Annotated in this window: 2 protein-coding genes and 1 pseudogene; all 3 read left to right on the forward strand. The window is 51.9% G+C overall.

What is annotated here, in order from left to right; genetic code table 11:
• Positions 1 to 920, forward strand: a pseudogene (locus tag C446_RS20075) (hypothetical protein); the annotation flags it as partial.
• Positions 921 to 925: 5 nt separating this feature from the next.
• Positions 926 to 1,924: a hypothetical protein gene (locus C446_RS13150; RefSeq protein WP_049920228.1), complete on the forward strand. Its 999-nt coding sequence runs from the start codon at positions 926 to 928 to the stop codon at positions 1,922 to 1,924.
• Positions 1,925 to 2,006: 82 nt separating this feature from the next.
• Positions 2,007 to 2,362: eCIS core domain-containing protein (locus C446_RS13155; protein ID WP_006673607.1), on the forward strand; the 356-nt coding region annotated here is incomplete at its 3' end.

A 2,362-nucleotide genomic window follows, 5' to 3' on the forward strand; every position in this document is an offset into this window, starting at 1 on the left:
CAAGGATCAAACAGCAACACGGCGGCGCACCCATCTCGATGATGCCGCAAGCAAATGCGGACCTCGAGATCAATCCCGACCCGCAACTCGAGCGGGAGGCCGACCAGACGGCCAAAGAGGCGCTGTCGGGTGAGGAGCCACTGACGGTCAGTCGGATGGGGACGGACGTGCACATTCAGCGGCTTGATAAACAGGCAGGCGAGCGCATTATCACACAATATCGAAGCGCGCTACTCGAGAAGACGGACTTGGATGAAAAAGAACTCGAGGAAGTCGAAGCAGAGATCGGATTGGACATCTCCGATACCGAGTGGACAGGCAGTGAGATGCACGATGCATTGAATTTCAAGCTGCTCGATGAGGCCGAAGCCGTCTTGGATGAGGTCGGTGACGAGATTACTGAGATGGCTGCGGTCAAAGACGGGTTAGAGTGGCATGACGATGCACAGGCGATGATTGACGACCTTGCTGGAGAAGACGGGGTTGAGACAGATGGCGAGGCAATTGCCGAGTTGGAAGGGCGGAAAGAACAGTTAGAGTCACGGGCAGACGAACTCAAACCGATTTTGGAACAGGCAGATGCTGAACTGCAGCGATTACTTGGCGAAGAGAGCATTCGATTGACTGACGAACAAAAGTCTGCGGTCGAACAAGCAATCAGCGAGGGTGCTGATATCGCCGGTGGAACGGTTTCTAGTGTCGTACTCAACTATCTTTACGGAACAGGATTCGACAAAACCTTAGTCGACTTGTTCGAGTCATTGCTAGAAAGCGAACCGACGGCGTTCGCGGCAGGCGCGGCCACTGTTACGGCGATTTACAAGGGAATCAAAATGGCTAGAGGATATCTCGGTGACAGTGGTGACGAGGTTGACGAGATCATCGATACCGATGACACAGAAAGAACTCGATTTGATTAGACACAATGAAAGGAGAAATTATTGACGAAGATAGCCGAGGTATTGGTGTTAGAGTGACTGATAATAATGGTGTTAGACATACAGTCGCAATTGGATTTGGTGGTGAAGTACAAGGTCATTCGCAAGAAGGATACCCGGACAATTCAAATTACCGAACACCAAAAGAACATGAAATAATACATCAAGCAGAAAATTATGCTAGGTATCATGCGTCAAGTGAAGGAGGGCTAGGCCCATTTGGGCTAGATTCTAAAATAGATGGTCTCAAGAGTGCTAAACAAACGATTTCAGACCTATCATATGAAGTGTTCGAGTCGTATTTCGGTGATTTGTATAAGCAAGTGATCGGAAAACATCCAGATATCGAACCACCGGTTGAGAGGCCCCCCGAAGTCGGCCGGAATGACTTCATCTTGTTCGTAGTCGATGTCTATCTTGACGACGAGAATAACATCGAAGCCGTCTCGGATATTCATCTCGTTTACTACGACGACGAGAAAAGCCAGCAGGAATTGCGAAACGACGATCCCTTCGAGGAGCGGTCTCCGGACGCCAGTATCCAGGTAGTGTCCGACTTTATTCCGTCACTGGAAGTATTTCGAGAATACGTGCTATACAATCTTCGGTGTCAGATCCGAGATTGTTACCACGAAATGGGAATGGAACCACCCGAGGAATACCGTGTTTTGGGGCGTGGCGATCACGAAATCGCCAAGCGATACCGAAACGACGACATTCCACAGTACGATCACTATCACGACGAACATGCAGACATTCCCGGATATGAACTCGACTTCGACTACGGATTCGGCGAACTCGGAAAAGCAAGCGCCAAGTCACTCGCTGATGACGAAACTGACCGCAGCGATGCCGAGATCCAGGCATTGTTCGATCCGACTGGAACTAATGACGGGGGCCTGTTAGATACCGTGTTGGAAGCTATCAGCAACGAACGGACTGATAACTCGGAATCCGATAACGACACAACACTGGATACCGAATGAGGTACCACAGCAGGTGCTAGCCATTGTCGACATCGACGATCGACCCATAGGAATCTGCCTCTAGCATACATTCGAGGAACAAATGAGCGTTAACTTCTCGAACGCCCGGGTTCATACCGGCCCGAAAGCCGCCGAGGCAGCCGAGGCGATCGACGCCAAAGCCTTCACCTGTGACAACGCGATCGGGTTCAATTCCGGTGAGTACGACCCGAACTCTCCCGAAGGCCAGTTCTTGCTCGCCCACGTCAAACAGCAACACGGCGGCGCACCCATCTCGATGATGCCGCAAGCAAATGCGGACCTCGAGATCGATCCCGACCCGCAACTCGAGCGGGAGGCCGACCAGACAGCCAAAGAGGCGCTGTCGGGTGAGGAGCCACTGACGGTCAGTCGGATGGGGACGGACGTGCACATTCAGCGGGTTGCCGAGGACGAGGC

The sequence above is a fragment of the Halobiforma nitratireducens JCM 10879 genome, assembly GCF_000337895.1.
Classification (GTDB): domain Archaea; phylum Halobacteriota; class Halobacteria; order Halobacteriales; family Natrialbaceae; genus Natronobacterium; species Natronobacterium nitratireducens.